Here is a 26,656-nt window from a genome sequence, read left to right as displayed (position 1 = left end):
TGCGGTGAAGCGGTTGATTCAGCGGTCGTCGGCGTGGATCGACGACGGGTGCCGACACATCGGCGTGACTTCGATCTCCATGTACGGGTACAGCGGCAGTTGCATCAGTGTGTGATGCAACGCCTGATTGTCGGCCACATCGAAGATGCTGACGTTGGCGTAGAGCCCGGCCAGGCGCCACAGATGGCGCCACACGCCTTCGCGTTGCAGGCGCTGGGCCAGTTCCTTTTCGTCGGCCTTGAGCTGCGCGGCCTTCTCGGCTGGCATGTCATGCGGCAGTTTGACGGTCATGCGTACGTGGAAAAGCATGTGGTGGGTGTCCTCTTGCTTGAGAAGTCGGCGGCAGAATCAGCGGCGGGCGAAGCGCGACAACCGCTCTTCGTCCAGCGCGATGCCCAGCCCCGGCGTGGTCGGGACCATCAATTGGAAGTCGCGATAGACCGGCGGCTCGACCAGGATGTCTTCGGTCAACAGCAACGGCCCGAACAGTTCGGTGTGCCATTCCAGTTTGTCGAGGGTGGCAAAGGCATGGGCCGCGGCCAGGGTGCCGACGCTGCCTTCGAGCATGGTGCCGCCGTACAGGCCGATGCCTGCCGCCTCGGCGATGGCTGCGGTACGCAGTACCGCCCGAGGGCCGCCAGTCTTGGCGATCTTCAGCGCGAAGATCGACGCCGCGCCCATCTGCGCCAGGGCGAAGCTGTCCTGCACCGACTCGATGGCTTCGTCGGCCATCAGCGGGATCGGGCTGTGAGCGCTCAGGCGCACCATACCTGCGCGGTCATGCCGCGACAGCGGCTGCTCGACCAGCTCGACACCGGCATCGGCCAGCATCCGGCAGGCGCGCACGGCCACGGCCTCGCTCCAGGCCTGGTTGATGTCGACGCGTACACTGGCGCGCTCGCCCAGCGAGCGCTTGATGGCGGCCACGTGGGCGATGTCGCGGGCAGGGCCACCGGCGCCGATTTTCAGTTTGAAGTGGCGATGCCGGCGCAGATCGAGCATGCGCTCGGCTTCATCGATGTCTTTGCCGGTATCGCCGCTGGCCAGGGTCCAGGCCACTTCCACGCCGTCACGCACCCGCCCGCCGAGCAGCTCGGACACCGGCAGGCCGAGGCGTTTGCCCTGGGCGTCGAGCAGCGCGGTTTCCACCGCCGAGCGGGCGAAGGTATTGCCGCGAATGCCGCGGTCGATGCGCTGCATGGCGGCATTGATGTTGGTGGCGTCCTGGCCGATCAACAGCGGCGCGAACCATTTTTCCAGGTTGACCTTGATGCTTTCCGGGCTTTCCCCGGCGTAGGCCAGGCCGCCGATGGTGGTGGCTTCGCCGATGCCGATGATGCCGTCACTGCACAGCACCTGCAGGATGACCAGGGTCTGGCCGTGCATGGTGTGCATCGCCAGCTTGTGCGGGCGGATGGTGGGCAGATCGACGATCTGGATGTCGAAGCGTTCGAGGGTGATGGCAGTCATGGGAAGTCCGTCTGCTTTGTGTTTGTTCTTGAGCCCAGATTGACGCCAGCCAGAACTGCCGTCCAATATTGATTAGGTCTCGCTTAATACCCTGGAGGTATCGTGGAGCTTCGTCATTTGCGCTATTTCCGGGTGCTCGCCCAGACCCTGAACTTCACCCGCGCCGCAGAGCAGCTGAATATCGCGCAGCCGCCGCTGAGCCGGCAGATCCAGCAACTGGAAGATGAACTGGGCGTGGCGCTGATCGAGCGCACCAGACCTTTGCGGTTGACTGAAGCCGGGCGCTTCTTTCACGAGCACTCAAGCCAGCTGCTGGAGCAACTGGCGCGCATCGGCGACGACACACGGCGCGTGGCCGCCGGTGAAAAGCGCTGGCTGGGCATCGGCTTTGCGCCGTCGACCCTGTATGGCGCCCTGCCCGAGCTGATCCGCAAACTGCGCAATCTGGGCGATGTAGAGTTGGGGCTGTCAGAGCTGATCACCCTGCAGCAGCTCGAAGCCCTGAAAAGCGGCCGCATCGATATCGGTTTTGGCCGGATCATGTTCGACGACCCGGCCATCACCCAGGAAATCCTGCGCCAGGACCCACTGGTGGCGGCTTTGCCCGCAGGCCATTCCTTGCTGGGCGCGCCAGTGACACTCGAACAACTGTCGGCCGAACCCTTCGTGCTCTACCCCGGCAGCCCGCGCCCCAGCTACGCCGACCATGTGCTGGGGATTTTCGCGGCCCAGGGCCTGCGCATCCGCGTCGTGCAGACCGTCAACGAACTGCAGACCGCCATCGGCCTGGTCGCCGCCGGCATCGGCATCACCCTGGTGCCCGCCTCGGTGCAGCGGCTGCACCGCGATGACATCGGCTATACCCAGTTGCTCGACAGCAGCGCTACGTCGCCGATAGTCGTCAGTTACCGCGCTGGCGACGTTTCGCCGGTGCTGCGTCAGTGTCTGGAGCTGCTGGAACGGAAATAGACCGAACAGACTATTTGCGGCGGGCGAACAGCAGCCAAAGCCCCGACACCAAAAAGTAGAACGCACCGAATGCCACGTACGGTGCCAGTTCGGCAATGCTGTGCAACCCCGGCGTGTTGGCGCGCACGATGAAGAAACCGCCTGCCAGGGCAGACTGGGCGCCGCTCAGGATCATTACCCATTGCGCGCCATAGTGGCTCCAGCGACGAACCGCAGTGGCCAGTTGCAGCAAGCCGGACACCACGGCCCAGATACCAAAGACACCGAGCACGGCATTCATGCCGCTGGCCAGTGCCACGGCGATGGCCAGGGTGGTCGTCAGGCTGATCAGCGCGTTGATCGCCTGGGGCGGGTTGCGCGTCAACCCACCGTTGCGCACTGCGTCCAGCAGATTGGCTGCAGCGTCCCAGGCGGGATAGAAAATCAGCAAGATGGCAGCTGCGATTGGCAGCCCTGTTCCCAGCGTCAGCGCTGCCAGTACCCACAGCAGGGACACAACGCCTCGGGCCAGGTAATAGGTCCGCAGCCATTGGCGGCTGCCCTGCGCAGGGGTGATGGAGGTGGGTTCAAGGGTTGTGCTTTTCATGGGATCTCCTTTGAAGAGGTCGATTAATACTTCATGGTCTAAACCTACTAGAAGGTAGGTATCTGCGTTAAATAAAAAGCGCCCGCTTGAACGGGCGCTCGCGGTTATTGGCCAGCGACGAGCTTTTCGATCAACGGCCGGGTGATGCTGCCGAACATCTCCGGGTCGCCATACGCCCGGGCCGACAGCATCGCGCCATGGACCGTGGCCATGAAGGTCTCGGCCTCCGCACGCGGGTCGCCCGCCAGCACCAGTGAGCCCTGGCGCACGCCACGCTCGAGCACCGACGTCAGCCAGGCCGAAAGCGAGCGGAAATGTGCGCGTACCTCCAGCACCACCTCTTGCGGCAAGGCGGGCATCTGGCTGGCAAGCAAGGCGCAGACGCAGTAGCCCTTGCTCGCATCGCCGATGCAGCCCAGCCAGTAGCTGTTGTAGGCGCGCAACTGCTCGGGCGGCTCGGTGACATGCCGCTCCAGCGCCGCGATGCCGGCCTCGGCCTCTTCCCGGTACTGCACCACCAGCGCACGCACCAGATCCACTTTGGTGGGAAAGTGATGGTGAATGCTGGCCTTGCGGATGCCTACGAACTCGGCGATATCGGCGTAGCTGAAACCGCTGTAGCCGCCGGTGATGATCAGCGAACGGGCGCAGTTGAGGATGTCGAAATAGGTATTTGAATGAGCCATGGGCAGCACCCTACCTTCTGGTAGGCTGGGCGTCAACCGCCGTGATCGTCATCATTGGGTGGTCAGCTATGTACAGATGTAACAACCTCGTCACATCCGCTTGCTAGCGTGCCCACGCCCGCGGGCGGCCTATCACAATCGACAAGCTCGCCGCCCTACCCGTTTCGGGGCCTGGCTTGGCGCCTGCCGGTCTGGGCCCTGTGTCCACTTCGGTACAGACAGACAATGACCCCTGCTGCCTTGCGTCAGCCCATCATGATCCGCTCCGACGACATGAACTCCGACGATTTCGGTGCCCTGTTCACTCGCGCGTTCGGCAACCTGTATTCCAACTTCCCCACGCCGCAGAGGCCGATCCGCGTGTGCGGCGTGTACGGCCGCTTCGAGGGCACGAGTTTTCGCCACATGCGCTACGGCGGCGACGTGGCGTTCGAAATGCCGGAAATGGACGATGAAATCAGCTTCGTGCTTTCTACGGCGGGCCAGATGATCGTCGATCTGGAAACCCAGACCGTGGGCGATTCGGCCGTCGGGCTGGCAGTGGAGAAATGCGAGATGCGCGCGGTGCGCATGACCGACGGCCACACACAGCTCGGCTTTTCGGTGCGCCGCAGCCTGTTTGCCGAGCGCCTGGCGTTGCTGCTGGGCCGGCCTGCGATCCGGCCAATCCGCTTTCAGCGCCGGGTCGATCTGAACCACAGCACGTTCGACGGGCTCAAGGCGCTGGTGACATTCGCCACCAGTGTCGAGGCCGACTCGCTGATCAACGCCCGCGGCCTGATGCCCGAGCGTCTGCAGGAAATGCTCATCGATGCGGTACTGGAAACCTGGCCGCACTCTTACACCGAGGCCTTGCGCCGGCCGGTGCCGAATCTGGCGCCACGACACGTGAAACTGGCCATGGATTATCTGCGCCAACACCCGCAATCGATGGTCAGCGGCAGCGAGCTGGCGGCGCTGAGCCACGTCAGCTTACGCGCGTTGCAGGAGGGGTTTCGTCGATTTGCCGGGACGTCCATCGGCGAATATCAGCGTCAGGTGCGTCTTGAGCAGGCGTATCGTTTGCTGCAAAGCGAGCCGCGTGCTTCGGTCAGCGAGGTGGCGATGCGCCTGGGGTTCTCCAACGCCGGGCGCTTCAGCCAGTATTTCCAGAGCGCCTACGGGGTCAGGCCGCAGGATGTGAAAACGGGGCTGCAGCGGCGCTGATCGGCGCCCCTGCAACCCCGGCCTTAATCAGAACTGATAACTGGCTTTCAGGCTGCCGCTGAAACCCCGGCTGTCGCCACCGCCGATGGCAGCCGCCTCGGCACCGACGCTGAACGCACCCAGGCTCGCCATCACATTCACCGCGCCGGTGAACTGATCGCGGCTGGCATAGGCCGCCCGTTGCTGGATGCTCAGGCCCAGCAGCTGCCCATCGCTTTCGCTCTTGTGATCGCCCAGCACGTGCTCGTAGCCCACCTCGACGCCGGGCACCAGTTGCCAGGCGCCACCCAGCGGCAGTGGCGCGAAGGTGGCCTTGAGGTTGCCGAATGCGCTGCGGCGGGTCTGTTGCGTGCCGTCGACTTGCAGCGCCAGTTCACTGCCCTTCTCCTGGAAGCCCGACAGGTCCAGGTGTGTGGCGCGCAGACCCAGGCTCGGTTCCAGGGTGATGCTATCGATCGGTGCGCGGTAACCCAGGGCGAGGCTGGCGCTGGTCAGATTGCCGTGGGTGTCGCCCTTGGCATCGCCCAATTCGCCACCGATCTCGCGCTTGCTGCGGTAGTCCACATAACCGGCGCTGAGGTCGCCGGCCAGGAACACACCCCGCTCCAGGCCGTCCGGGGCAAAACGCGCGCCCAGGGTGCCCAGGGTCAGGTCGGTGTCCACCTCGCCACCGGCGCCGCCCACGTTACCGCGGCTGTAGCCGAATGCGGCATAGCCACTCAACTGGTCGGAGAAGCGCTGGCTGATGCCGAACAAGGTGCCCTGGGTGTGCTCGTTGCTGCTGGCTGCCCGCGCCGAACCGTCGGTGCCCAGATAGCTGGCGATGCCGGTGGTCCACACCCGGCTCTGCCCATCCTTCAAGCCCACGCCGCTGGTGTAGGCCGCTGCCGCCTGGCCCACCACCCCGGGCTGACGCAGCAGGTAGCTGCTGGCATCGGCATGCACCTGGCCGCCGACCGTGGACTGCACGCCGCCCAGCGTCCCGGCATCCAGCGCCGATTGCAGGTAGAAGTTGTAGGCGCTGTAGTTGCCTGAAAGGCTGCTGTTCTGCAATTGCTGCAGCAACTTCGCGCCGGCGGCATCGTTGCCGAGGAATTCGGCCTGCCCGGGCAGGCTGTTGTAATAGACCATCTTGGCCCGCAGCACGTAGATCGTTTCCTGAGACAGGCCCAGCCCCTGCTTGAGGTAGTTGTCCATGCTGCCGTACTCGGCGGTCACTTCATCGAGCCCGGCCTGCAGGTAGCTGGCGTCGACAGTGATCAACGGCGCATAGATCGCCGCCATGCTCGCGGGCATCGCGGCCAGGGTCGCGGCGATCCGCGCGGCGGTGTACTCGTTGGTCGCCAGGTAGTCGCTCATGATCGTCGCGCTGTCGACGCCTGCGATGCTCAGCAGTACGGCGGTGGTCCAGCCGGTTCGGTCCTTGCCGGCGGTGCAATGGAACAGCGCGGCGCCGTCGACCCCGGCCAGGTCATTGAACAACACCGAGAACTGGCTGCGCATGCCCGAGTCGCTGACGAAACTGCGGTTGACCTGCTGCATCATCGCCACGGCGTCGGCGGCGCTGGTCACGGCAACGCTGGTGATGTTGGCGCCCGAGGTGCCGCTGCCTATGATGTCGATGTTGGTGTAAGTGGCGCCGCTGGGCAGCGTGTCGGGCGTGGCTGCGATTTCACTGGCGGTGCGCAGGTCGTACACCGCGCTGATGCCCAGGCTGTTGAGGATGGCAAGGTCGGAGCTGGTCGGGGTTAGCGCGTTGGAGCGATAGAACACGCCGGCGCGCATCGTGCCATCCAGCGCGGTGGTGTAGGCCGTGGTGGTGCCGGCGATGTCGCGGAAGTTGTCCATGCCCGCCAGGCGCGGGGTGTCCAGCTCGAGGGTGTCGGCGGCGTGGGCGGCGCCGATGGAAAGGGTCAGGACAGAAAGCGTCGGCAAGATGCGGGGAAACACTGTGTAGCCTCCTTGGAATGCAGGTTGGGATGGCTACTATCAGTGTCAGTGCGGACCGCCATGTGACAGTTTCGCGCGCAAACGAATTGCCTGCGCGATCGGTCTTTTTGCTGCGCGTTCTGTCTATGAATCGGCTGTTTCAGGCGAATTGGCTAAGGGATGCCAGGGTTGCGGTCGATCCGCCGCACACCACGACCAATACGTTGGCGTGCCTGGCCAGGCGGCTGTCGCCCTGATACAGCATGGCCAGCGATGCGCCGCAGGCCGGTTCCACCAGGGTTCGGTGATCATCGAGAAAACTCAGGCAGGCCTCCACTGCCGCGCGATCCGAGACCTGTACCGGTACGACCGTACGACGCTGCGCAACATCGAATGCCCGCTGACAGACCCTGCGCGCCCCCAGCGAAGTGGCAACGCCGGAAATCGCTGGCAACTCGACCAGTTGCCCCGCCTTGACCGAGGCATTGAACGAGGCCATGCCTTCGGTTTCCACGGCGTAAATCACGCAATCGTTCAGGCCGTTGCGGGTCAGGCCCTCATCGACCCCGGACAGCAGCCCGCCGCCACCGACCGACAGCACCACGGCATCGGGCCGTACGCCCTGCGCCAGCACCTCGTCGATCATCGAGGCGTGGCCCTCCCACAGCAGCGGATCATCGAAGGGGTGCAAAAATGCATCGGTGGCGCCCAACAGCGAACGTGCATGTTCGTTGGCCTCGAACCACGACTGGCCGTGCACGATGACCTGCGCCCCCTCGCGCTCCAGCAGCGACTTGGCCCGCTGCGAGGTGGTCTGTGGCACCACCACCGTCACCGCAACACGCAGTTTGCGCCCGGCATAGGCCACCGCCAGCCCCGCATTGCCGCCCGACGACGAGACGAAACGGCGGGCCCCTGCGCGAAAATGCTGCTCACAGGCGTGGCCGATGCCACGGATCTTGAACGAGCCGGACGGCTGCATCGCCTCCATTTTCAACCACACGCGCGGGCCATCAGGTTGCGACAGCGGCAGGGATTCGAGCAAAGGGGTGACGATATTCAAGGGCATGATCGGATTCCTGGGCGCGGTGGATGCATTGGCGGAATATATCAGGCCACAGAGACCTGCCAGCAATGCCAGGACATCGCGAATGAATTCGCTCCTACAGAGGGTTGAGCGCCTGCCTGCTAGCTACGGCCACCACAGAGCCGAAAGGCTGAACGTTTCGGCCACCGGTTCGGTCGACCCTTCATCTGTCCTCACAATGCAGGAAAATTGAACATGAACCGCTATTTTCAGATCAGCATGCTGGCCCTCATCGTTTCACTCGGGGGCACCGGCGCATGGGCGGCGCAGGACCCGGACGATTTCGTCGATGACGCGTCGGCCAAAGGCATTGCCGAAATCGAAGTGGGCAAGCTGGCCCAGGAGAAAGGCGTTGCCACCGACGTGAAAAACTTCGCACAGATGATGGTCACCGATCACACTGCGGCCAACGAACAATTGAAGGCCATTGCCCAGGCGCAGAAGCTCGAGGTATCGAGTTACCCAGAGGTAATGGACAAGATCAAGGCAATCATTCTGGACCTGCGTAGCGCAAAATCCTTCGATCAGGCTTATGCCAACAACCAGGTGAAAGCACACGAGGCCGCCGTCGAGCTGTTTGAAAAAGAGGCAGCCGATGGCAAGGATCCGCAGCTGAAGGCGTTCGCCGCTGACACCTTGCCCAAACTCAAAGCGCATCTGGTGCAGGCGCAGAAACTCGCGGCGGTGCATGGTGGGGATTCGGTGAAGCCATAATCCGGCGTGGGTTCCGGTTGCTGCAGTGATTTCGAGGCCCACCGCCGGCAAGCCGTGCTGCTACGGGTTGTGTCATCCACGAGCGACTCGTTTAACACATAACCGCGTAGCAACCGCGCTTGCCCGCGGGACGGCGTGGATGAGACCTATGTCGTCGAACCTTGCCACTGACCCGCTGCCGACAGCCTCATAACAAAGCTATACGCATAATAAAAACAATAATGATGCGAGATATAAATATTAGCTTATAGCCAATCGGCCTTTTACAGCGTCCATCCATGCGAATAAGTTCTGACTGAACGCTCATGTCGGTTTCATCAACCGAACCTGTTCATGCTGACTTCCAAGGATGACGCTTGATGATCCACCCTTCTTCCGACGGCACCCTAGCCGAGCTGACTCAGGCGCTGGCGAGCCGAGCCGAACAACTGGACCGCAGTGGCGCCTTTCCTGCCGAGAATTTCGAGCTGCTGCATCGCCACGGCCTGCTGGCGCTGACGGTGCCGCAAGCGCTCGGAGGCGGTGGTGCTGACCTGGCCACGGCGCGCCGGGTGATCGCGGCGGTCGGCAAGGGCTGCCCCGCAACCGCACTGATTCTGGTGATGCAGTACCTGCAACATGGCCGTTTGCACAAGGACCCACGCTGGCCCGGACACCTGCGCGTGCGCGTTGCCCGCGATGCGGTCGAGCACGGCGCGCTGTTCAACACCTTTCGGGTCGAGCCCGAGCTGGGCTCGCCGTCGCGCGGCGGCCTGCCGGCGACCATTGCACGCCGTACGCCCGAAGGCTGGCGTCTGTCCGGCAGCAAAATCTATTCGACCGGCAGCGTCGGCCTGACCTGGTACCTGGTCTGGGCCCGCAGCGATGACGCCGACCCGCTGGTGGGCGGTTTTCTGGTGCACAAGGACACCCCGGGCATACGCATTGTCGAGGACTGGGATCACCTGGGCATGCGCGCCACCTGCAGCCATCAGGTGGTGTTCGAGGATGCGCTGATTCCGCTGGATCACGCGGTCAGCGTCAGCCCCGCCAGCCAACCAGCGCCGTCGCTGGACGACCAAGGCCTGCTGTGGATGGCGGTGCTGCTCTCGGCGCTGTACGACGGCGTCGCCCGGGCCGCTCGCGACTGGTGGGTGACGTTCCTGCAAAGCCGCGCGCCGTCCAACCTGGGCGCTGCGCTGGCCAGCCTGCCGCGTTTTCAGAACGTCACCGGCGAAATCGACACCCTGCTGTTCAGCAACCAGAGCGTGCTCAATGCCGCCGTGAGCGGTGACAGCGACCCGCGTTCCGCGCCGCAGGTCAAACAGGTGGTTTGCGCCAACGCCATCCGCGCCGTCGAGCTGGCCATCGCCGCCGCCGGCAATCCCGGCCTGTCCCGGCGCAACCCGCTGGAACGGCATTACCGCGACGTGCTGTGCAGTCGCATTCACACCCCGCAGGACGACGTGGTTTTTGCCCAGGTCGGCCGCAACGCCTTGGCTCAGGAGATTGCATGAGCACCTCGATCATCGCCAGCCAGTTGGACGCCCGCTCCAACCGTTACCTGCGCAGTTGTCTGCCGCAGCATGAAATCGTCGATATCGCGCCGGGCTCACTGGCCCTGCCGGCCCAGGCCGATGTGCTGCTGATCCGCCCAATAGAGGTGAAGCAGATACTCAGCCCGCCACCGGGCTGGCCGTGGTCACTGCGCTGGGTGCAGTTGTCTTCGTCGGGCACTGACTTCTTCCCGGACTGGCTGTTCGAAGGCGTCCCCGTGACCAGCGGCAAAGGCTCGAACGCTGAGCAGGTGGCCGAGTTTGCCCTGGCGTTGATTCTCGCGGCGGCCAAGCGGCTGCCGGATCTGTGGGTCAAGGACGCGCAATGGCAGCTCAGCCCGTTGGCGCCGGTGAGCGGCAGAACCCTGGGCATCGTCGGTTTTGGCCACATCGGCCAAAGCTTGGCGCGCAAGGCGCAGGCGTTGGGGATGCATGTGCTGGCCGTCGGGCGCCCCGGCCAGGCCATCGAACCGCTGCCCGGTGTCGAACAGGCGCAATCGCTGGAACAGCTGTTCGCCCATTCGGATCACGTCGTGCTCGCCGCGCCGTTGACCGCAGGCACCCGCGGGATGATCGGCCACGCCGAACTGGCCCACGCCAGGCCCGGCCTGCACCTGATCAACATCGCCCGTGGCGGGCTGCTGGACCATTCTGCGCTGTTGGAGGCGCTGGAGGCCGGCATCCTGGGCCGTGCCAGCCTCGACGTGACCGATCCGGAACCGCTGCCCGCCGGCCACCTGCTCTACCGCCATCCACGGGTCTTCGTCTCGCCGCACACCTCGGCGATTTCCGAAGACGGTCCGCTGGGGCTGATCGAACAATTCATCGACAACTTCACCCGCTATCGCGCGCAGCTTCCCTTGACCAACCGGGTCGACGCGCAGCGCGGCGCCTGATCATTTCACCCGTTTCTGGAGAACACCCATGAGTGCCGTATCTGTCCTGAACCCGAAGCCAAGCCCAGACAACGTCCGCCAACGCGTCAGCACCGAGGAGTGGGAGGTGCGCGTCAAGCTCGCCGCCGCGTACCGGCTGGCGGCACTGTTTCGCTGGACCGACCACATCTACACGCATTTCTCGGCGCGGGTGCCGGGGCCCGAGGAGCATTTCCTGATCAACGCCTTTGGCCTGCTGTTCGACGAAATCACCGCGTCCAATCTGGTCAAGGTCGACGTCGACGGCACCCTCATCGATGACCCGCTGGGGCTGGGCATCAATCAGGCCGGTTACGTCATCCACAGCGCCATTCACCGCGCACGCCCGGATCTCACCGCCGTGCTGCACACCCATACCCGCGACGGTGCAGCGGTGTCGGCCCAGCGCGAGGGCCTGTTGCCGCTCTCGCAACACGCGCTGGGTTACTACAGCCGCGTGGTGTATCACGACTACGAAGGCGTGGCGCTGGACCTGGACGAACAAGCGCGGCTGGTGGCCAACCTGGGCGACAGCAACATCCTGATCCTGCGCAACCACGGCCTGCTCACCGGTGGCATCAGTGTCGAGCACGCTTTCAAGGAGCTGCACGGCCTGGAGCGCGCCTGCAATATCCAGATCGCCGCGCAGGCCGGTGGCAACGACACGCTGCTGCACGCCTCGCCTGCGGCCATCGCCAAGGTCCACGAGCAGTCCAAGCGCTGGTCCGATGGCAAGGGCGAAGGCATCCAGCGGCACTGGGACGCGCTGATCAGACAGCTCGACCGCGAAGGTCGGGATTATCAGGAGTAAGCCGTGATGCGCCTTTTTCTGCTGCTGAGAAGCTGGCTGGGCACTCTGCGCAGCCAGCACCGCACGACGGGCGACAACTCGCCTGCAGCTGCCGAAGCACCGATCAACTGGCCGGGTATCTGACCCGGCCCGTTCCGACCTTTTCAGGAAGACCTCCATGAATGCACCCCGTATCACCCGGGCGCTGCTGGCTTCGTGCGCCCTGGCGCTGGGCCTGGCCGCCTGCTCGGCGTCCAATGAGCAGAGCACCGGCAAGACCCTGAACATCGCCTTTTTCGGCGACAACACCACGCTGGTGAGTGTCGATCCGTTTCAGGTCTATTGGCTGGAGCACCGGGTCTTGCTGCGTAACGTCGCCGAATCCCTGACCGACCAGAACCCGGACAACGGCAAGATCATCCCCTGGCTGGCCAGCAGTTGGGAGGTCAGCGACGACGCACTCAGCTACACCTTTCATTTGCGCAAGGACGTGACCTTCAGCAACGGCGAGCGCTTCGACGCCCACGCCGTAAAAACCGCGTTCGACAGCAACAAGGCCTTCGCAAAAGAGCTCCCCGCCACTTTCGGCGCGACCTATCTGGCCGGTTATGACCACGCCGAAGTCATCGATGACTTCACCGTGCGGCTGGTACTGTCGCGGCCCAATGCAGGCTTTCTGCAGGCCACCTCCACCACCAACCTGGCGATCCTCGCCCCGGCCTCGTACAAGCTGACGGCCAAGGAGCGCTCGCTGGGCAAGATCATCGGCACCGGGCCGTTCACCCTCGACCACTACACCCCGGAAGTCGGCGCGCGGCTGATCAAGCGCAAGGATTACGCCTGGGCCTCGGCCAACGTGAAAAACCAGGGCGCGGCCCATGTCGACGTGGTCGACATCAGCTACGTGCCGGAAGAAAGCGTGCGCAACGGCCTGTTCCTGCAAGGCAAGACCGACATCCTCTGGCCGCGCAACCCCTTCTCCGAAGTCGATCTCAAGCTGTTCCAGTCCAAGGGTGCGACCCTGCAAAGCCGCTCGCTGCCGGGCCCTGCGCTGAACCTGTACCCCAATACCCGTAATGCGCGGGTGCTGGCCGATCGTCAGGTGCGCCTGGCCCTGCAGAAGTCCATCGACCGGGTGTCCTACGCGCACACCATCTACAACGCCGATTTTCCGGTGGTGAGCGGGGTGTATGACGTCACCACGCCGTTCTTCAAGGCGCAGAGCGACAAGCTGGTGTACGACCCCAAGGGCGCCGAGGCCCTGCTCGATCAGGCCGGCTGGCAGAAACAGGCTGACGGCTATCGCTACAAGGACGGCAAGCGCCTGACCATCCGCTACAACCTGACGCCCGCCGAAACCGCCGGCGACGTGCTGATTCAGGATCAACTGCGCAAGGTCGGGATCGAGCTCAAGCTCAACGTGCTGACCCGGGCCGAATGGGTGGCCGGCAATGCCCAGGGCAACTATGACCTGACTTCCACCTACATGACCCGGGCCGACCCGATCATCCTGCAGACCATTCTCGACCCGCGCACGGCCAACAGCGCCACGCTGGCCACCAACACCTACGAGCCGCAGACACTCGCCTCGGCTCAGGCGCTGTTCGACGCCGGCATCACTGCCACCCAGGACGCCCAGCGCAAGCAGGCCTACGGCCAGTTGCAGGATTTGCTGGCAGACGAAGCCTCGGCGTTTCCGATCTACGAGCGGGTCTGGCAGGCGGCGACTTCGCCACGGGTCAAGGATTTCCGCTGGACCGCCGAGGGCTTCGCGTTCCTGAGTGACATCGAGGTCGGCAAACCATGAACGGCTATCTGATCCGTCGCGTAGCGCAGGCGCTGCTGGTGTTGTGGGGCGCCTACACCGTGACCTATTTCATTTTGTACCTGCTGCCCGGCGATACCTTGTCGATCATGCTCAGCGCCTCAGGGCTGCAGGCCGACGGGCTGTCACCTGAAGACCTGGCCAAGGCAAAGGCGTATTACGGGCTGGACAAGGGCCTGATCGAACAGTATTTCGACCTGCTCGGCCGGGCCCTGTACGGTGATCTGGGGCAGTCGCTGTCGCTCAATCGACCGGTGGCGGATCTGCTGGCCGAGCGCCTGCCGCAGACGCTGTTGCTGGCCGGGTTCGCCATCGTGCTGTCGCTGATCGGTGGCGTGGGTCTGGCGTACCTGACCGCCTACGTGCAGTGGCGGCCGCTGAAAGTGGCACTGACCCGGGTGCCGTCATTCGGCTTTTCGATTCCGGTGTTCTGGATGGGGCTGCTGCTGATTCAGGTGTTCGCCTTTGGCCTTGGCTGGTTTCCCGCCACCGGCAGCCAGGGCTTTGACAGTCTGGTGCTGCCAGCCATCACCCTGGCGATTCCCAGTGCTGCGGTGTACGCGCAGGTGCTGCAGCGCGGCTTCCAGAGCGTCTGGCGCGAGCCCTATATCCAGACCGCCTTTGCCAAAGGGCTGAGCCGCGCGCAGGTGCAGGCCCGCCACGGCTTGCGCAACGCGGCGCTGCCGATCCTGACGCTGGTCGGCCTGCAGGTGGGCAATACGGTCTCGGGCGCGGTGCTGGTGGAAACGATCTTTTCGCGCAACGGCGTCGGGCGCCTGGCGCAGGAAGCGGTGCTGCGCCAGGACATTCCGGTGGTGCTGGCCATCGTCACGGTGTCGGCGGCGGCGTTCGTGGTCATCAACCTGATCGTCGACCTGCTCTATCCCTGGCTCGACCCACGCATCACTCACGTACCCAAGGTGGCCTGAACCATGGCAACGGACCTTCATTCCCTGCACGCTCCTGCACCCGTGAGCTGGCGACGCCGCTCCGCTACCCGACGCGCACTCGACGCCTGGGCGCCACTGCTGCGCAAACCCGGTTTCAGCCTGGGATTGCTGGTGGTGCTGTTCGCCCTGGTGGCGGCGCTGTTGCCACAGTGGCTCAGCGGATTCGACCCCTACGCGACTTCGCCGGCTGAAAAACTGCTGGGGCCGAGCACCCAGCACTGGTTCGGCACCGACGAGCTGGGGCGTGACCTGTACACCCGGGTGATTCACGGCTCCAGCCTGTCGATCCAGGCGGCGTTGCTGGCGGTTGGCATTGCGCTGGCCGGCGGCCTGGGGCTGGGCGTGCTGGCCGGGTTTGCCGGCGGGCGCCTCGACGCACTGATCATGCGCATCATCGACGTCAAGCTCGCCCTGCCCGGCCTGCTGCTGGCACTGGCCATCGTCACGGCGATCGGTTTTGGCACGATGCCGGTGGCCATCGCCGTTGGCGTGGGCATCGTGCCAGGCTTCGCGCGCACCACCCGTGCCGAAGTGCTGCGGATCAAGACCCTGCCCTATGTGGAAGCCGCGCGCCTGGGCGGCGCCAGTTGGCGACGCACGCTGGTGCGCCATGTGCTGCCTAACGCCTGGGGCCCGGTGGCGGTGCTGGCCACGCTGGATTTCGGCGCGGCGATCCTGGCCACGGCCGGCTTGAGCTTCCTGGGTTTCGGCGCTGCGCCACCGGCCGCCGAATGGGGCACGCTGATCGCCAACGGCCGCCACTTTCTGGTCACCGCGCCCTGGGTCTCCCTGTTGCCTGGCGCCTTCGTGGTCGCCGTCGTGTTCAGCCTCAACCATATCGCCCGCACATTCGAGGAGCATCAGCGATGAGCCCATCCCCCTTGTTGACGGTGCGCGATCTGTCGGTCAGCTATCGTTCGCGACACTCGGTGACTCACGCCGTCAAAGGCCTTTCCTTTACCTTGCAGCGCGGCGAAACCGTGGCCATCGTCGGTGAATCAGGCTCGGGCAAGTCGACCCTCGCCAATGCGTTGCTCGGCCTGTTGCCTGCCGCAGCGTCGATCGATCAGGGCGAGTTGCGGGTCGGTGATATCGACATGCGCCACGCCAGCGAGCGCGAGAAACAGTCGATTCGCGGACGCACCATCGGCCTGGTGCCGCAGGACCCGATGGTCAGCCTCAACCCCACCTTGCGGGTCGGTCGGCAGATCGGCGAGGCGTTGAAGTTGGCCAACGGGCGCGATTATCGCAGTGTTGATGCCGACGTCCTGGAATTGCTGGCTCTGGTAGGGCTGGACAACCCGGAGCTGCGCGCCCGCCAGTATCCCCATGAACTGTCCGGCGGCATGCGCCAGCGGGTCTTGATCGCCATCGCCCTTGCGGGCAATCCGCAACTGATCATCGCCGATGAACCGACCAGTGCGCTGGACGTGACGGTGCAACGCAGGATTCTCGACCACTTGCAGTCACTGGTGGCCGAGCGCGGGATTTCCCTGTTGATCATCACTCACGATCTGGGCGTGGCCACGGACCGCGCCGACCGCCTGCTGGTGATGCAGCAAGGCGAACTGGTCGAGCAAGGCTCGCCACGGCAGATTCTCGAGGCGGCGCAACACCCGTACACCCGCGCCCTGCTGGCGGCCGCCCCGGCCTTTGGGACAACCCCATCCCGCGCGGTTTCTCCACCGCAAGGGCAGCCAGTGTTGAGCCTGCAAGGCGTTGGCAAGACCTTCGAGCTGCCCGGGGCGAAAGGCGCACAACGCCAGTTCGTCGCCCTTGAGGGGCTGGATTTGCAGCTGTATCCGGGCCAGACACTGGCCATCGTTGGCGAGTCCGGTTCGGGCAAAAGCACCACCCTGCGCATCGCACTGGGGCTGGAGCCGCCGACCCAAGGAAGGGTGTGGTTCGCCGGACAGGACGTGACCGGGCTCAGCTGGAAGGCCTTCAGACCACTGCGCAGGCGCATGCAACTGGTGCAGCAGAATCCGTTTTCGGCGCTCGATCCGCGCTTCACGGTGTTCGACAGCATCGTGGAGCCGCTGGTGTCCTTCGGATTGCCCAAGGGGGCGGCGCTGGAACGGGCGGCGATCGAGCTGATGGCGCGGGTGCATTTGCCGGTGCACTTTCTCGATCGTCTGCCTCACGAGCTGTCGGGCGGGCAACGTCAGCGGGTAGCGATTGCCCGGGCGCTGGCGCTCAATCCCGATGTGCTGTTGCTCGACGAGCCGGTCAGTGCGCTGGATGTATCGGTGCAGGCACAGATTCTCCAGCTGCTCGACGAGTTGCAGCGGGCATCGGGCATCGCCTACGTGCTGGTCTCCCACGACCTGGCGGTGGTGGCGCGGATGGCCGATCAGGTGCTGGTGTTGCGTCAGGGTCGGGTCGTCGAGCAAGGGCCGATCGCGCAAGTGTTCGAGCGCCCGGCCAGCGAGTACACCCGCGAGCTGCTGGCGGCGATACCGGGGCGGGTGTCCGCAGCCACGACGCCTGCCTTCACGTTGAAAGTGGCGGTTTGAAGATACCCCCGTAGCAGTCCGGCTTGCCGGCGGCAGCGATCTCAAGAACGCCCCGCCGGCAAGCCGTGCTGCTACGGAAGACTGTGCCCAGTACGCCGGCGCGACCAGCGTCCTAGACGCTCGCGCCATCCTTTGGTTAGCATTGCCCGTTCTTGATGACTACCCTTGAACGGAGCGACGCATGTCCATCCAACAAACGCCCGGGCACGTGTTGCCCGCGCGCGACGCCGCGAAGATGGAAGCGGCGATGGCAGTGGGAAGCTTTGCCATCGGTACCGGCGAATTCGCCATCATGGGCCTGATGCCCGACATCGCCAGCAACCTGCACCTGACCGAACCCCAGGTCGGCCACGCCATCAGCGCCTACGCCCTGGGCGTGATGGTGGGTGCGCCGCTGCTGGCGATCCTCGGCGCCAGGCTGCTGCGCAAGAACATGCTGATGCTGCTGATGGTGCTTTACGCGCTGGGCAACATCGCAACGGCCTTCACGCCCTCCTTCACGTCGCTGGTGGCCTTCCGCTTTATCAGCGGCCTGCCCCACGGTGCCTACTTCGGTATCGCCGCGGTGGTTGCGTCCAGCATGGTGCCGTCCAACCAGCGCGCCGGTGCCGTGGCGCGGGTGATGATGGGTCTGACCCTGGCGATGCTGCTGGGCAATCCGATCGCGACTTTTCTCGGCCAGTTCATGGGCTGGCGCTCGGCGTTCGGCCTGGTGGGCGTGATCGCGATCACCACCATCGCGCTGGTCTGGCGCTTCGTCCCCACGCGGCACGACGAACAGCGCAGCGACCCACGCAAGGAGTTGCGCGCCTTCACCAAACCCCAAGTGTGGATGGCGCTGGGCATCAGCTCGGTAGGCTTCTCCGGGATGTTCTGCGTGTTCAGCTACCTGGCGCCGACCATGCTGGAAGTCACCCGCGTCACCCCGCAGTGGATCCCGTTCGGTCTGGCGGCGTTTGGCGTGGGCGGCATCCTCGGCAACATCGCCGGTGGCAAGCTGTTCGACCGCATGCAGTTCCGCGCCGTCGGGTTGCTGCTGGTGTGGTCGATGGCGGTGCTGTTGTTCTTCCCGTTCGCGGCGAGCTCGCTGTGGGGCGTGATGCTGGGTATCGGTCTGGTCGGCACCATGGTTGCGCTGGCCGCGCCGCTGCAGATCCGCCTGATGGACATCGCCCATGAGGCGCCCAGCCTTGCGGCAGCGTCCAACCATGCGGCGTTCAACCTGGCCAACGCGTTGGGGCCGTTCTTTGGCGGGATCGCGATCAGCGCGGGCCTGGGCTGGACCAGCACGGGCTACATCGGCGCCGCCACTGCGCTGGCGGGACTGGGCATCTACCTGATCGCCCGGCGCATGAAAGGCGGCGACTGAGTCCCGCCCTGTTTGCCGGTGCGGCGCCTGTTCCACGGCACGCACCGGCAACTCCTCCGCGAAATTTCCCCGCCTAAGCTAATGCCTAAACGGTATTTAAATCTCGTTTAATAGAACCTTATGCTTTGATCCAGATCGCGAATCACCCTCGAATTCGCGCTGAACCCAAGGCATCTGGACACATGAACATCACGCACTGGACGGCAAAGGCAACGGCGGCACTGGGTGTCTTCGCGCTGTCACTCTCGGCCCACGCGGCCGACCTGACCATCGGCTGGATCGCCGGCATCGACCCGGTCAAGCGCGCCATCGCCGATGGCGAATACGAAAAAGCCATCGGCACGAAAATCAACTGGCGCCAGTTCGATGCAGGCCCGGCGGTGGTCGCGGCCATGGCCTCGGGCGACGTGCAGATCGGCAACCTTGGCTCCAGCCCACTGGCCGCCGCCACCTCGAAAAACCTACCGCTGGTGGCGTTCATCGTCACCTCGCAGATCCAGAGCTCAGAAGCACTGGTGGTGCGCAATGGTTCGGGCATCAACAAGCCCGAGGACCTGATCGGCAAAAAGATCGCCGTGCCGTTCGTGTCCACCTCCCACTACAGCCTGCTGGGGGCGCTCAAGCACTGGAACATCGACCAGAAGCAGGTGACCATTCTCAACCTGACGCCGTTGCAGATCACCGCCGCCTGGAAACGCGGTGATATCGACGGGGCGTTCACCTGGTCGCCTGCTCTGGGCGAGATTCGCAAGACCGGCAAGATCCTCACCGACGCAGGCCAGGTGTCGCAGTGGGGTTCGCCGACGTTCGAAGTGTGGGTGGCACGCAAGGATTTCGCCGAGAAGCACCCGGACGTGATTGCCAATTTTGCCAAGGTGAGCCTGGCGGCGATTGCCGACTACAGCGCGCACAAATCCCAGTGGACGGCGGACTCTGAGCCGGTCAAGGCCATCGCCCGCTTTACCGGCTCCAACGCCGCCGATGTGCCGGAATTGCTCGACGGCTCGCACTTCCCGACCGCCGCCGAACAGCGATCGCCTGAATTGCTCGGTGGCGGCACGGTGACGGCTATCGCGAAAACCGCCGAATTTCTGAAGGATCAGGGCAAGATCGAAAAGGTGTTGCCGGATTACTCGTCGTTTGCCACTGACCGGTTTGTCAAGGAATAACCCTGCCGAGGTTATTGCCGCGCAAAGACGGCCTCTGGCCGAAGGCCGTGGGAGCCGGCTTGCTGGCGAAAGCGTCAGGTCAGACATCCCATCATTGAATGACCCGCCGCATTCGCCAGCAAGCCGGCTCCCACAGTATCGCGAGGTTGCGGGTGGACCCCGCGGCTCAGAACCCCACCGGATTCAGATAAAACGCATCGCCCGCCGACAGACTGGCCTTGATGTGTTGCGTGCCTTCATCGGCCATGACTTCTTCCTTGCCAGCCTCCAGCGCGGCGAAGGTGCGGGCGGCGACGTCCTGCGGGCTGGTTTTCTGCACGTCGAAACCCTTGACCAGATCGGTGTCGATAAAGCCCACGTGCAACGCCAGCACCTGGGTGGCATCGGCACGCAGTTGCACGCGCAGGGCATTGGTGAAACCCCAGGCGGCGGCCTTTGACACACCATACGCGGCGAGCATCGGCGCGTTGAACCAGGTGATGTTGGACAGCACGTTGATGATCGCCCCGCCGCCGTTTTGTTTCAGGATCGGGGCGAAGGCCGAACTCGAACGCACCAAGCCGTAGACGTTGATGTCCATCAGCTCTTCGGTCAGCCCGATCATGTTCTCAGCCAGCGGCCCTTCCATCACCTTGGCGGTGCCTGCGTTGTTGATCAGCAGGGTAACGTCGCCACATTGCGCGGCCGCGGCCCTGACGCTGGCCTCATCGGTCACGTCCAGTTTGACTGGAATGATCCCCGGAACATCGAAGCCTTCGGTATTGCGCATCCCGCCATAGACTTTCGCTGCGCCGTTGGCCACGGCCAGTTTGGCGAACGCCAGGCCCAACCCACGATTGGCGCCGGTGACGAAAACCACTGATCCACTGATGTTCATTCGGTAACCCTCAAAAAAGGACGCGAGATTGCGTTCATATGTCGATCATAATATTAATTATCGGACACCTGTCAAATTAAACGCAAAAACGCCGAAGGCAGCTTTCGCTGCCCTCGGCGTGAAACATCAATGCGGCCGCATCACTGCGGGAAATTCTCCCTCAGCGCCGCCAGACCACCGGTGAAAATCCCTTCGAACAGCGCGACCGCTTCGGCTTCGGTCATCCCGCTGGGGGTGAAATTCGCCGACCAGGTCACCCGCGAGGTCTGCGGATCGGCTTGTGGCGCAACGCCCAGCGTGGCCTTGTAACCGGTGACCTGAAACGGCGCCTGGGTGATCGAATAGCTGTACCAGCGCGCGGCATTGTCGAAGCCTTCCAGGCGCTCGACGATCACATCGCCTTCCGGCGTTTGCAGGGTACGCACCCGCCCGCCTTCGCTCAGCTCGCTTTTGGGAATGAACGGCAGCCAGTCGGGCAGCGAGTTGAAGCCGCCGATCAGTTGCCACACGGTGTCGGGGGATGCCGGAATGTCGATGTAGGCAGAAGCTTGAGCCATGGGTGTTCTCCAGAAAGTCGAATCGGATAATCCGGCCGCAGTGTTTGTCATGCGGCCGAGACAGTCACAAACAATGGTTATGCAGGCAGCGGCGCGTGGATCGAGATTAGACCGGCTTCGCGCAGTGCGGTCCAGAACGCCGCAGGAATCACTGCCTTGAGCGCCGCCACGTCCTGGGCAATCCGGTCAGGTCGGCTGGATCCCGGAATCACCGCCGCCACTGCCGGGTTGGCCAGCGAGAATTGCAGCGCCGCGGCCTTGATATCAACCCCGTGAACCTCTGCGATGCGCTTGATGTGCTCGACTTTTTCGATGATCTGCGGGCTGGCCTTCTGGTACTCGAAGTGCTCGCCACCGGCCAGAATCCCCGAACTGTAAGGGCCGCCCACGACGATTTCGGTGTTGTGGGCTTTCGCTTCGGCCATGACCCGCTGCAAGGCACGCTCGTGATCGAGCAGCGAATAGCGACCGGCCAACAGGAAGCCATCGGGCTTGGGCTCGTCCAGGCCCAACGTCAGCTCGATAGGCTCGACCTTGTTCACACCCAGCCCCCAGGCCTTGATCACGCCTTCGTCACGCAGGCGGTCCAGCACCCGGAAGGCGCCGGTGCGGGCCTGTTCGAAGTACTGCAGCCACTGGTCGCCGTAGAAGTCCTGGGCGATGTCGTGAATCCAGACGATGTCCAGGCGGTCGGTCTGCAGGCGTTTCAGGCTGTCTTCGATCGAGCGCAGGGTGGCGTCGGCGCTGTAATCGTTGACGATCCTGTTGCGCAGGCCGTGCTCGAACACGCCGCTCTTCTCGCCCAGATCGCGGGCGCTGGTGTCCAACTCGTCGAGGATGACCCGGCCCACCTTGGTGCTGAGCACATAGTCATCGCGGTTGTATTTGTGCAGCGCCTGGCCCAGGCGAATTTCCGAGAGGCCCGCGCCATAGAACGGCGCGGTGTCGAAGTAGCGAACGCCCGCGTTCCAGGCGGCATCGACGGTGGCAGTGGCTTCGTCTTCGGGGATGTTACGGAACATGTTGCCCAGTGGCGCGGTACCGAATCCGAGGACACCTGGCAGTTTGTCTTTCAAGCTCATGATTCTAGTCTCCAGTCAGTTGAGGGGTCGCTGTGGCGACCGTTGAGCAGATCCTAGATTGCCGCCTCCAGACCGTCCAAGACATAATGCGACAGACTTAAGACCTAGAGAGCATCACATGATCGACCTACGCCAGCTGCGCTATTTCGTCGTCGTGGCCGAAGAAGAACATGTTGGCCGCGCCGCCGAGCGCCTGCACATCTCCCAATCGCCGCTGAGCCGGCAGATCGCCCAGCTCGAAGAGCGCCTGGGCCTGAACCTGTTCGAGCGCAACCAGCAACGCATTCGCCTGACCAGCGACGGGCGCACCTTTCTGACCGAAGCGCGCAGCCTGCTGACCCACGCCAATCGCCTGGAATCCCTGGGCAAACGCCTGGGCCGAGGCGAAGAAGGCGGCTTGTGCATCGGCTACATCGAACACGCCATGCATGCCAATGTGTTGCCCAAGGCGCTGAGCATCGTGCGCGCCGACCGCCCCGCCGTGCATGTGGCGTTGTACCTGATGAGTTCGGCCGATCAGCTCGAAGGCCTGCGCCAGCGCAGCCTTGACGTGGCGCTGGTCAGCGAACCGCCGCGCGATGACGACCCCGACCTGCTGTACCGCCAGTTGCTCGAAGATCCGATGCTGCTGGCGCTGCCGGCCGATCACCCGCTGGCCAGGCAAGAGCGGCTGACCCCAGCGGACCTCAAGGATCAGGACTGGATCGGCGTGAAATCCAGCCAGGCCAAGGACCAGCACGGCGAATTCGTCGCCGCCTGCATCCGCGCAGGCTTCACGCCACAGATTCGCCTCGAAGCGGCCGAGCCTTATACCGCGTTGGGACTGGTGGCCGCAGGACTGGGCATCACTATGACCCAGAAAAGCCTGAATCAGGCAGCGCATCCGGGCGTGGTGTTTCGCGAACTGCCCTGGCTGACCTTCAGCATGCCGCTGTGGGCGGCGTGGCATCGGGTGAATCTGCGGGCGCTGGTGGAGATATTTCGGGTGATTTTGACGGGGGAAGACAACGCTGCGTGTGCAACGCATACGGCTAAGTCAATGGCCTGAAAGCCGTGAGATAAGCTAAATGCCGAAGAGCGGCCTGGGAAAACCGGCTTCGTCAGCAAAGCCCATGGCAGCGTATGTGCATCCAGGTATGGCAGGCTTGGCGTCGATGAGGTCTGCCACCTCGTGAATCCACCGAGACGCAGGATTGACCCGCAGTAGCAGAAACCACAGAACCGAAATCATTCCGTACAAACGCTCCCGAGCTGTGCGGGACAAATTCAGCGTCTGAAAATAAGGCTCGGCGCTCAACGCATCCAGTGGGTTAACGGATTTCTGATTCCAGATTCTGGTGTGGTGCGCGCTGCGATTTCGCAACGTGTTGATCTCACGAAGCCATCCCGCAAAGATCTTCGCGTCGGATAGATTCAGCCGTGCCAGGACCCAACTCTGGGGCTTACGCTTCAGAATCTGGAAATGCGTCGAGAGCGTGCCGAAGTCCCATGCTTCTACCGCTACCCAATAGGGTATTGCTCGCTGAGATAGCCGGTGCCACTCGATACAGTCCTCGCTACTTTTCTCAAGCTTGCTCTGTTGCCGCGACAGCCATTGCGCCCACTTGCTGTCCTTGTAACCAGCCCTGACAGTCAGAAACTTCGGATCGATGAAAGTCGTCTTGGTGTAGGCCATGGGATCAGCCTTGCCCAGTTCATGGGCCAGTACGGTTCTGAGATGAACCTCAATTGTCTCGACGGCATCCAGCATCAGCAGGCGAAGCGATTTGTCGAAATTGTAAAGCGCAACGGCATCGTCAAGCGTGGTGCCTGGCTGAAAGATTTCCGAACGTTTTGGCTTGCCGGAAATCCGGCAAAGAACACCAAGGCCTGCCGAGTCTTGAAGAAAGGTTCTTGCGGGATACCAGAAACCGCTAAGCCGGTAGTATCCGAATTGAACGAGTTGAGCCTTCGCAACCTGCGGATCGGCAACATGCATTCCCCGCGCCTGCAAGAGCGCGACCATGGCCGAGTAATCGAGATGTTGCTTAGAGGGTTCTAGAGCCAACTTCCATGTTCCAGAAACAAGAAGGCCTGAACGTAATGCCGGTCAAGCCGACACCAGAGGATTCAGGCGCTATTGCAGGAATGGTGCCTTTGGCTGACGCAGGTGTCAACCGACGAACTCAAGTCAATTGCCCAAGAATCGCCTTCAACAACCCCGGAAACCGCGCATCCAGCTCCTCGCCCCGCAGCGAGTTCATGTGCGTGGTGCCGACGTTGCGGGTGTGCACCAGCCCGGAATCGCGCAGCACCCGGAAGTGGTGCGAGACGCTGGATTTCGGCCGGCCGCCGTCCAGTTCGCCGCAGGTGGCTTCGGCGACGCCGGCCAGATGGCGGACGATGCCCAGGCGCACGGGATCGCTCAGCGCGTAGAGGATGCGCTCGAGTTCGAAGCTTTCGGGATCGGGGTGCTGATAGGTTCGCATGGGGCCGGATGATAGCGAGGGGGTTCTAAAAAAGCCATTGTTCGAATACTATCGAACAATCGTAACTCAATAACACCCGAGGCTTCCCATGTCGGCATTGTTCGAACCCTTCAAGCTCAAAGACGTCACCCTGCGCAATCGCATCGCCATCCCGCCGATGTGCCAGTACAAGGCCGAAGACGGCCTGATCAACGACTGGCACCACGTCCATCTGGCCGGTCTGGCCCGTGGCGGTGCCGGTCTGGTGGTGGTCGAAGCCACCGCCGTGGCGCCGGAAGGCCGCATCACGCCGGGCTGCGCCGGGATCTGGAACGATGAACTGGCCCAGGCCTTCGTGCCGGTGGTCAAGGCCATTAAGGCGGCCGGTTCCGTACCGGGCATTCAGATCGCCCACGCCGGTCGCAAGGCCAGCGCCAATCGTCCATGGGAAGGCGATGACCATATCGCTGAATCCGACTCGCGCGGCTGGCAGACCATCGCCCCGTCTGCGATCGCCCACGGCGCCGGCCTGCCCAAAGTGCCAAAGGCCATGACCCTGGAAGATATCGCCCGGGTTAAACAGGATTTCGTCGACGCCGCACGCCGTGCCCGTGACGCCGGTTTCGAGTGGATCGAACTGCACTTCGCCCACGGCTATCTGGCCCAGAGTTTCTTCTCCGAGCACTCCAACCAGCGCACCGACGCCTACGGCGGCAGCTTCGACAACCGCAGCCGTTTCCTGCTGGAAACCCTGGCAGCCGTGCGTGAAGTCTGGCCTGAGAACCTGCCGCTGACTGCCCGCTTTGGCGTGATCGAATATGACGGCCGCGACGAGCAGACCCTGACCGAGTCCATCGAACTGGCGCGCCGCTTCAAGGATGGCGGGCTGGATCTGCTGAGCGTCAGCGTTGGCTTCACCATTCCCGAGACCAACATTCCGTGGGGCCCGGCGTTCATGGGGCCGATTGCCGAGCGCGTGCGTCGTGAAGCCGGCATCCCGGTCACGTCGGCCTGGGGTTTCGGTACGCCGCAACTGGCGCAGGAGTCGATCAGCGCCGGGCATCTGGACCTGGTCTCGGTGGGTCGTGCGCACCTGGCCGACCCACACTGGCCGTACTTCGCCGCCAAGGAACTGGGTGTGGACAAGGCCTCGTGGACCCTGCCCGCCCCGTATGCGCACTGGCTGGAACGCTACCGCTAAGCGCTAGGCAAACAATGGCCCGACACTGAATGTCGGGCCATTTTTTATTCTTCCCCGCGCTCGACCAGGTGATGGTGCATGGCCTTTTCGGCCCCTGCCGGATCGTTGGCCTTGATGTACGAGAGAATCACCCCGTGCTCCTTGAGGGTCATCTCCCGGCCCTTGAAGCGCAGCATGTCTTCGCGGTAATCGGCCATCCAGTCGAGGATCGCGTGGGAAATCGCCACGTAGATCGGGTTCCCGGAAATGCGCGCGATCTCGGCGTGGAATTCCATGTCGGCGGGAATGAACTCATCGGTTTCGCGGTATTTGTGCATCTTCGCCAGCGCCGCTTCCAGACGCAGCACGTCGTCGGCCGTGGCCTTTTGCGCAGCGATCTTGACCAGGCCGGTTTCGAAGAACTCCCGCGCCTGGCGCAGGTGGTCGACGTTCTTCGCCGAGCTGGACAGCAAGTGGCGCGCCGCCAGATCGATCTGGCCAATCATCGAGTGCATGTCGACCCGGCCGACCTTGGCCCGCTCGCCGTGCTGGATGCTGATCATGCCCATGCCGGCCAGACGCTGCATGGCCTCACGAACCACCGGGCGCCCGACGCCAAAACTCTCCATCAGCTCGCGTTCGCCGGGCATCTGATCCCCCGGTTGAAGATTCTCTTCTTCGATGAGTGCCACCAGTTGCTCGAAGACAATGTCAGAAAGCTTTTTGCGTTGGATGGTGCGTTTCTTGATCTCTGACATGAATCGACATCTCTTTTCTGAAAGCATAAATGGCGGCAAC

Annotated in this window: 26 protein-coding genes; 14 read left to right on the top strand and 12 right to left on the bottom strand. The window is 63.6% G+C overall.

Annotated elements, in window-relative coordinates; genetic code table 11:
- Positions 1-18 precede the first annotated feature (18 nt).
- Positions 19-309, bottom strand: coding sequence for a muconolactone Delta-isomerase (catC, locus tag AC1MEK_RS10485; RefSeq protein ID WP_480396204.1), 291 nt, complete (start codon positions 307-309; stop codon positions 19-21).
- 39 nt (positions 310-348) lie between these two features.
- Positions 349-1,470: a muconate cycloisomerase family protein gene (locus AC1MEK_RS10480; RefSeq protein WP_480396203.1), complete on the bottom strand. Its 1,122-nt coding sequence runs from the start codon at positions 1,468-1,470 to the stop codon at positions 349-351.
- Positions 1,471-1,572: 102 nt separating this feature from the next.
- Between AC1MEK_RS10480 and AC1MEK_RS10475 the strand changes: the two genes are divergently transcribed.
- A complete protein-coding gene (locus tag AC1MEK_RS10475; protein WP_480396202.1) occupies positions 1,573-2,439 on the top strand; it encodes a LysR family transcriptional regulator in 867 nt (288 codons plus the stop codon).
- Positions 2,440-2,449: 10 nt separating this feature from the next.
- Here AC1MEK_RS10475 and AC1MEK_RS10470 read toward each other — a convergent pair whose 3' ends face one another.
- Together AC1MEK_RS10470 and AC1MEK_RS10465 are read right to left on the bottom strand one after the other, a co-directional pair.
- Positions 2,450-3,025 carry a DUF308 domain-containing protein gene (locus tag AC1MEK_RS10470; protein ID WP_480396201.1) on the bottom strand — a complete coding sequence of 192 codons (576 nt, stop codon included), beginning with the start codon at positions 3,023-3,025 and terminating at the stop codon, positions 2,450-2,452.
- Between the two features lie 104 nt (positions 3,026-3,129).
- The gene (locus tag AC1MEK_RS10465; RefSeq protein WP_480396200.1) at positions 3,130-3,711 is read right to left on the bottom strand and encodes a TetR/AcrR family transcriptional regulator; all 582 of its coding nucleotides are present in this window, start codon (positions 3,709-3,711) and stop codon (positions 3,130-3,132) included.
- A gap of 225 nt (positions 3,712-3,936) precedes the next feature.
- On the opposite strand from AC1MEK_RS10465, the gene AC1MEK_RS10460 reads away from it, so the two are divergent.
- Entirely contained in the window at positions 3,937-4,917 is a 981-nt protein-coding gene (locus AC1MEK_RS10460; protein WP_480396199.1) for a helix-turn-helix transcriptional regulator, read from the top strand.
- A 27-nt stretch (positions 4,918-4,944) separates the two neighbouring features.
- Here AC1MEK_RS10460 and AC1MEK_RS10455 read toward each other — a convergent pair whose 3' ends face one another.
- Both AC1MEK_RS10455 and AC1MEK_RS10450 read right to left on the bottom strand, forming a co-directional pair.
- The gene (locus tag AC1MEK_RS10455; RefSeq protein WP_480396198.1) at positions 4,945-6,867 is read right to left on the bottom strand and encodes a tyrosine-protein phosphatase; all 1,923 of its coding nucleotides are present in this window, start codon (positions 6,865-6,867) and stop codon (positions 4,945-4,947) included.
- 139 nt (positions 6,868-7,006) lie between these two features.
- On the bottom strand, positions 7,007-7,915 hold the full coding sequence (locus AC1MEK_RS10450) for a pyridoxal-phosphate dependent enzyme (RefSeq protein ID WP_480396197.1): 909 nt from the start codon (positions 7,913-7,915) through the stop codon (positions 7,007-7,009).
- Positions 7,916-8,128: 213 nt separating this feature from the next.
- On the opposite strand from AC1MEK_RS10450, the gene AC1MEK_RS10445 reads away from it, so the two are divergent.
- The 10 genes from AC1MEK_RS10445 to tauA all read left to right on the top strand — a co-directional run bounded on the left by AC1MEK_RS10445 (position 8,129) and on the right by tauA (position 19,715).
- Positions 8,129-8,647, top strand: a complete 519-nt coding sequence (locus AC1MEK_RS10445) for a DUF4142 domain-containing protein (protein ID WP_480396196.1) — start codon at positions 8,129-8,131, stop codon at positions 8,645-8,647.
- A 359-nt stretch (positions 8,648-9,006) separates the two neighbouring features.
- The gene (locus AC1MEK_RS10440) at positions 9,007-10,143 is read left to right on the top strand and encodes an acyl-CoA dehydrogenase family protein (protein WP_480396195.1); all 1,137 of its coding nucleotides are present in this window, start codon (positions 9,007-9,009) and stop codon (positions 10,141-10,143) included.
- Entirely contained in the window at positions 10,140-11,078 is a 939-nt protein-coding gene (locus tag AC1MEK_RS10435) for a D-isomer specific 2-hydroxyacid dehydrogenase family protein (protein WP_480396194.1), read from the top strand. The genes AC1MEK_RS10440 and AC1MEK_RS10435 overlap by 4 nt, the downstream gene beginning before the upstream one ends.
- Before the next feature lie 28 nt (positions 11,079-11,106).
- Complete coding sequence (locus AC1MEK_RS10430; protein ID WP_480396193.1) at positions 11,107-11,907, top strand: class II aldolase/adducin family protein; 801 nt, start codon at positions 11,107-11,109, stop codon at positions 11,905-11,907.
- Positions 11,908-12,064: 157 nt separating this feature from the next.
- The gene (locus tag AC1MEK_RS10425; RefSeq protein ID WP_480396192.1) at positions 12,065-13,693 is read left to right on the top strand and encodes an ABC transporter substrate-binding protein; all 1,629 of its coding nucleotides are present in this window, start codon (positions 12,065-12,067) and stop codon (positions 13,691-13,693) included.
- The gene (locus AC1MEK_RS10420; protein WP_480396191.1) at positions 13,690-14,640 is read left to right on the top strand and encodes an ABC transporter permease; all 951 of its coding nucleotides are present in this window, start codon (positions 13,690-13,692) and stop codon (positions 14,638-14,640) included. The genes AC1MEK_RS10425 and AC1MEK_RS10420 overlap by 4 nt, the downstream gene beginning before the upstream one ends.
- A 3-nt stretch (positions 14,641-14,643) precedes the next feature.
- Complete coding sequence (locus tag AC1MEK_RS10415; RefSeq protein ID WP_480396190.1) at positions 14,644-15,531, top strand: ABC transporter permease; 888 nt, start codon at positions 14,644-14,646, stop codon at positions 15,529-15,531.
- A complete protein-coding gene (locus AC1MEK_RS10410) occupies positions 15,528-17,177 on the top strand; it encodes a dipeptide ABC transporter ATP-binding protein (RefSeq protein ID WP_480396189.1) in 1,650 nt (549 codons plus the stop codon). Before AC1MEK_RS10415 ends, AC1MEK_RS10410 begins: the two co-directional genes overlap by 4 nt.
- 181 nt (positions 17,178-17,358) lie before the next feature.
- Positions 17,359-18,546 (top strand): MFS transporter, encoded by a 1,188-nt coding sequence (locus AC1MEK_RS10405; RefSeq protein ID WP_480396188.1) that lies wholly within the window; start codon positions 17,359-17,361, stop codon positions 18,544-18,546.
- 182 nt (positions 18,547-18,728) lie between these two features.
- Entirely contained in the window at positions 18,729-19,715 is a 987-nt protein-coding gene (tauA, locus tag AC1MEK_RS10400; RefSeq protein ID WP_480396187.1) for a taurine ABC transporter substrate-binding protein, read from the top strand.
- A gap of 166 nt (positions 19,716-19,881) precedes the next feature.
- On the opposite strand, the gene AC1MEK_RS10395 is transcribed toward tauA, so the two are convergent.
- The 3 genes from AC1MEK_RS10395 to AC1MEK_RS10385 all read right to left on the bottom strand — a co-directional run bounded on the left by AC1MEK_RS10395 (position 19,882) and on the right by AC1MEK_RS10385 (position 22,231).
- Complete coding sequence (locus AC1MEK_RS10395; protein WP_480396186.1) at positions 19,882-20,592, bottom strand: SDR family oxidoreductase; 711 nt, start codon at positions 20,590-20,592, stop codon at positions 19,882-19,884.
- A 140-nt stretch (positions 20,593-20,732) separates the two neighbouring features.
- Positions 20,733-21,149 (bottom strand): SRPBCC family protein, encoded by a 417-nt coding sequence (locus AC1MEK_RS10390; RefSeq protein WP_480396185.1) that lies wholly within the window; start codon positions 21,147-21,149, stop codon positions 20,733-20,735.
- Between the two features lie 77 nt (positions 21,150-21,226).
- A complete protein-coding gene (locus AC1MEK_RS10385) occupies positions 21,227-22,231 on the bottom strand; it encodes an aldo/keto reductase (RefSeq protein WP_480396184.1) in 1,005 nt (334 codons plus the stop codon).
- A 118-nt stretch (positions 22,232-22,349) separates the two neighbouring features.
- On the opposite strand from AC1MEK_RS10385, the gene AC1MEK_RS10380 reads away from it, so the two are divergent.
- Positions 22,350-23,279 (top strand): LysR substrate-binding domain-containing protein, encoded by a 930-nt coding sequence (locus tag AC1MEK_RS10380; protein ID WP_480396183.1) that lies wholly within the window; start codon positions 22,350-22,352, stop codon positions 23,277-23,279.
- Positions 23,280-23,294: 15 nt separating this feature from the next.
- Here AC1MEK_RS10380 and AC1MEK_RS10375 read toward each other — a convergent pair whose 3' ends face one another.
- Both AC1MEK_RS10375 and AC1MEK_RS10370 read right to left on the bottom strand, forming a co-directional pair.
- Complete coding sequence (locus tag AC1MEK_RS10375; protein WP_480396182.1) at positions 23,295-24,278, bottom strand: Abi family protein; 984 nt, start codon at positions 24,276-24,278, stop codon at positions 23,295-23,297.
- 118 nt (positions 24,279-24,396) lie between these two features.
- Complete coding sequence (locus AC1MEK_RS10370) at positions 24,397-24,699, bottom strand: ArsR/SmtB family transcription factor (RefSeq protein WP_480396181.1); 303 nt, start codon at positions 24,697-24,699, stop codon at positions 24,397-24,399.
- A gap of 88 nt (positions 24,700-24,787) precedes the next feature.
- On the opposite strand from AC1MEK_RS10370, the gene AC1MEK_RS10365 reads away from it, so the two are divergent.
- A complete protein-coding gene (locus tag AC1MEK_RS10365) occupies positions 24,788-25,879 on the top strand; it encodes an NADH:flavin oxidoreductase/NADH oxidase (RefSeq protein ID WP_480396180.1) in 1,092 nt (363 codons plus the stop codon).
- A 44-nt stretch (positions 25,880-25,923) separates the two neighbouring features.
- Here AC1MEK_RS10365 and nanR read toward each other — a convergent pair whose 3' ends face one another.
- Positions 25,924-26,616, bottom strand: a complete 693-nt coding sequence (nanR, locus tag AC1MEK_RS10360; RefSeq protein ID WP_480396179.1) for a transcriptional regulator NanR — start codon at positions 26,614-26,616, stop codon at positions 25,924-25,926.
- Positions 26,617-26,656 lie beyond the last annotated feature (40 nt).

Source organism: Pseudomonas sp. 2 (assembly GCF_056627435.1).
Note: the sequence above shows the minus strand (reverse complement) of the source record. Positions and strands in the feature narration are given on the sequence as shown.

Coding starts and splice junctions, on each gene's coding strand:
- catC (WP_480396204.1), bottom strand. CDS start 309: ATGCTTTTCCACGTACGCATGACCGTCAAACTGCCGCATGACATGCCA.
- AC1MEK_RS10480 (WP_480396203.1), bottom strand. CDS start 1,470: ATGACTGCCATCACCCTCGAACGCTTCGACATCCAGATCGTCGATCTG.
- AC1MEK_RS10470 (WP_480396201.1), bottom strand. CDS start 3,025: ATGAAAAGCACAACCCTTGAACCCACCTCCATCACCCCTGCGCAGGGC.
- AC1MEK_RS10465 (WP_480396200.1), bottom strand. CDS start 3,711: ATGGCTCATTCAAATACCTATTTCGACATCCTCAACTGCGCCCGTTCG.
- AC1MEK_RS10460 (WP_480396199.1), top strand. CDS start 3,937: ATGACCCCTGCTGCCTTGCGTCAGCCCATCATGATCCGCTCCGACGAC.
- AC1MEK_RS10450 (WP_480396197.1), bottom strand. CDS start 7,915: ATGCCCTTGAATATCGTCACCCCTTTGCTCGAATCCCTGCCGCTGTCG.
- AC1MEK_RS10445 (WP_480396196.1), top strand. CDS start 8,129: ATGAACCGCTATTTTCAGATCAGCATGCTGGCCCTCATCGTTTCACTC.
- AC1MEK_RS10440 (WP_480396195.1), top strand. CDS start 9,007: ATGATCCACCCTTCTTCCGACGGCACCCTAGCCGAGCTGACTCAGGCG.
- AC1MEK_RS10435 (WP_480396194.1), top strand. CDS start 10,140: ATGAGCACCTCGATCATCGCCAGCCAGTTGGACGCCCGCTCCAACCGT.
- AC1MEK_RS10430 (WP_480396193.1), top strand. CDS start 11,107: ATGAGTGCCGTATCTGTCCTGAACCCGAAGCCAAGCCCAGACAACGTC.
- AC1MEK_RS10425 (WP_480396192.1), top strand. CDS start 12,065: ATGAATGCACCCCGTATCACCCGGGCGCTGCTGGCTTCGTGCGCCCTG.
- AC1MEK_RS10420 (WP_480396191.1), top strand. CDS start 13,690: ATGAACGGCTATCTGATCCGTCGCGTAGCGCAGGCGCTGCTGGTGTTG.
- AC1MEK_RS10415 (WP_480396190.1), top strand. CDS start 14,644: ATGGCAACGGACCTTCATTCCCTGCACGCTCCTGCACCCGTGAGCTGG.
- AC1MEK_RS10410 (WP_480396189.1), top strand. CDS start 15,528: ATGAGCCCATCCCCCTTGTTGACGGTGCGCGATCTGTCGGTCAGCTAT.
- AC1MEK_RS10405 (WP_480396188.1), top strand. CDS start 17,359: ATGTCCATCCAACAAACGCCCGGGCACGTGTTGCCCGCGCGCGACGCC.
- tauA (WP_480396187.1), top strand. CDS start 18,729: ATGAACATCACGCACTGGACGGCAAAGGCAACGGCGGCACTGGGTGTC.
- AC1MEK_RS10395 (WP_480396186.1), bottom strand. CDS start 20,592: ATGAACATCAGTGGATCAGTGGTTTTCGTCACCGGCGCCAATCGTGGG.
- AC1MEK_RS10390 (WP_480396185.1), bottom strand. CDS start 21,149: ATGGCTCAAGCTTCTGCCTACATCGACATTCCGGCATCCCCCGACACC.
- AC1MEK_RS10385 (WP_480396184.1), bottom strand. CDS start 22,231: ATGAGCTTGAAAGACAAACTGCCAGGTGTCCTCGGATTCGGTACCGCG.
- AC1MEK_RS10380 (WP_480396183.1), top strand. CDS start 22,350: ATGATCGACCTACGCCAGCTGCGCTATTTCGTCGTCGTGGCCGAAGAA.
- AC1MEK_RS10370 (WP_480396181.1), bottom strand. CDS start 24,699: ATGCGAACCTATCAGCACCCCGATCCCGAAAGCTTCGAACTCGAGCGC.
- AC1MEK_RS10365 (WP_480396180.1), top strand. CDS start 24,788: ATGTCGGCATTGTTCGAACCCTTCAAGCTCAAAGACGTCACCCTGCGC.
- nanR (WP_480396179.1), bottom strand. CDS start 26,616: ATGTCAGAGATCAAGAAACGCACCATCCAACGCAAAAAGCTTTCTGAC.